Raw genomic sequence first — 1831 nt, forward strand, 5'->3', positions numbered from 1 at the left:
TCCGACCTTCGGTCCCCCAGATCGATGCACCCCAAACCGCTGACCTGCGCAAACGTCCGGAAACCGCCTCTGGTCTGCCTTTCTAGTTGATCACTGGTTCGCGTCGTTTCGCACTGTTTCGCGACGTCTCGCGGCCTGTGCGCGGCCTGCCAGAAGGGCCTACTCGAAGATCACTCCGGAGATTCCCTGAGTGTCGGAGGGCGGACAGCCGGGATTAGAGCGAAGACCTGACACTGAACGCCTCTCGGATGAGTGGAACGTAGTGGTCGAATGGGTTCGAGTTGTACGACGGATCGAATGCCGGGGCGTCATACTCGGAGCAGAACGTGGCGCAGCGGTCGTAGTGCTCGTGACCCTTGTACTGGTCACGAGTGTTGCGGTCCATGCCTTGATGGTGCCAGTAGTAGTACCCCTGGAGAATGCCGTGGTGTTTAACCATCCAGTAGTTGGCTTCGGACACGAACGGTTTGAGGATGGCGGCAGCCAGATCGGGATGGTTGTCCGGCGCCAGCGGGTCGCCGATGTCGTGGATCAGGGCACACAGCACGTATTCGTCGTCCTGACCGTCTCGTTCGGCTCGAGTGGCCGATTGGACGGAGTGCTCCAACCGGTCTACCGGAAAGCCCCCGTAGTCGTTTCGCAGGTGCTCGAACTGCTCAATGATCCGGTCGGGAACGCTCTGTTCCAACGCGGCCCGCTGACCACTGATGATCATGTGGTCCTCTTTCGTGCTGTTGGAACTGTTGGTGAACGACGCCCGGGGCATCTGACTCAGGTCAGCCATTGTCTTTCTCCGTTCCGATAGGTGACTCGTTTGGCTCCGCCGGTGATAAGCGCTGTCGTTCCCTCGACGTTCATTGAGGCTCCCAACTGCGCCAACCACAGCGACTGTAGTTGGAGGGCGCGCCGCCTCAGAATACCGGCGCGGCGACAACCGCTTCAGCTTCGTGTGCATAGCCACGCCGCCGCCCGCGTATCACCAACGACGACGTGAACGGTGAGACCGCCCGAGTCGATGCCGGCGTTCGTCTCTCTTCGAAGCAATAAGGACGACCGATCTGAATCACGGATCCGTACTTACCGCTACGTTTAGGGGAATGCGATTCTCATATTGGGCAAATGCGGGCCAGACTTGGGCGGAACTGCTCGAAGGTTGCCAACATGCTGAGGCCACGGGCTGGGACGGCATCTGGGTGCCTGACCATTTCATGCCCCCGTCAGGCGGTTATGGCCCGGAAAAAGATTACGGCTCACCCGAGATGGGCACCATTCTGGAGGCCTGGACCATGTTGGCCGCTCTAGCAGTCGCCGTGCCCCGGCTGCGGCTCGGTGCCATGGTCTCAGGCAACACCTACCGGCATCCAGCGGTTCTGGCCAACATGGCGGCCACGGTCGATCACATTTCGGGTGGACGCCTTGTGGTCGGGATTGGTGCTGGTTGGCAGGAGAACGAACACCGGCGCTACGGCTTGGAACTGGGTTCGGTCACCGAGCGCTCAGACCGGTTCGAGGAAGCCTGTGAGATTCTCACCCTGTTGTTTTCGCAAGATCGCACCACGTTTCGTGGCGAGTACTACGTACTAGACGAGGCGCCTATGGAGCCCAAACCTCTTCAAAGCCCGTTACCGCTCCTCATTGGCGGTGGGGGCGAGAAGCGGACGCTGCGAACCGTGGCCCGGTTCGCCACCGAGTGGAACAGTTGGGGTCGTCCCGAGGAAATACGCCACAAGATCAGTGTCCTGGAGCGGCATTGCGAGGAGGTGGGACGTGATCCTGCCGAGATTCAGAAGTCCGCGGTGGGAGTGCTCATGTTCACCGAGACCGAAGAGAA

Annotated in this window: 2 protein-coding genes; one reads left to right on the forward strand and one right to left on the reverse strand. The window is 60.3% G+C overall.

What is annotated here, in order from left to right:
* Positions 1-214: 214 nt before the first annotated feature.
* Entirely contained in the window at positions 215-784 is a 570-nt protein-coding gene (locus OSA81_13755; protein MDE0900067.1) for a hypothetical protein, read from the reverse strand.
* A gap of 313 nt (positions 785-1097) precedes the next feature.
* Here OSA81_13755 and OSA81_13760 point away from each other — a divergent pair.
* The coding region (locus OSA81_13760) for a TIGR03560 family F420-dependent LLM class oxidoreductase (GenBank protein ID MDE0900068.1) at positions 1098-1831 on the forward strand (734 nt) is incomplete at its 3' end.

The sequence above is a fragment of the Longimicrobiales bacterium genome (genome assembly GCA_028823235.1).
In the GTDB taxonomy this organism is placed as follows: Bacteria; Gemmatimonadota; Gemmatimonadetes; order Longimicrobiales; family Gaopeijiaceae; genus UBA2589.